Origin of the sequence: Saccharothrix sp. ST-888, assembly GCF_000955975.1 — a bacterium.
Lineage (GTDB): Bacteria > Actinomycetota > Actinomycetes > Streptomycetales > Streptomycetaceae > Kitasatospora.
Genome location: NZ_JYJF01000389.1, coordinates 1 through 420, shown reverse-complemented (window position 1 = coordinate 420; position 420 = coordinate 1). Strand labels below are relative to the sequence as shown.

The 420-nt window shown below is 69.5% G+C and carries 1 protein-coding gene; it reads right to left on the bottom strand.

All coding sequences use genetic code 11. The annotated features are described in order from the left end of the window. On the bottom strand, window positions 1–420 hold a 420-nt coding region (locus UK12_RS33230), incomplete at both ends, for an ATP-binding cassette domain-containing protein (protein ID WP_045306938.1).

Here is a 420-nt window from a genome sequence, read left to right as displayed (position 1 = left end):
CGATCATGATGCGCTGACGCATACCGCCCGAGAACTGGTGCGGATAGTCGTTCACCCGCTCCCTGGCCGCCGGGATGCGCACCCGCTCCATCAGCTCGACGGCCTTGCGCAGGGAGTCCTTCTTCGACATCCCCTCGTGCACCCGGAAGACCTCGCCGAGCTGCCAGCCCACCGAGAACACCGGGTTGAGCGCGGAGAGCGCGTCCTGGAAGACCATCGCGATCTTCCGGCCGCGGATCCTGCGCCGCTCCTCCTCGGGCATGGTGAGCAGGTCCTCGCCCCGGTACAGCACCCGGCCGCCGGTGATCCTCCCCGGCGGGATGTCCAGGATGCCCATCACCGCCTGCGCGGTGACCGACTTGCCCGAGCCGGACTCCCCCAGCACCGCCAGCGTCTCCCCCGCCCGCACGCTGTAACTGA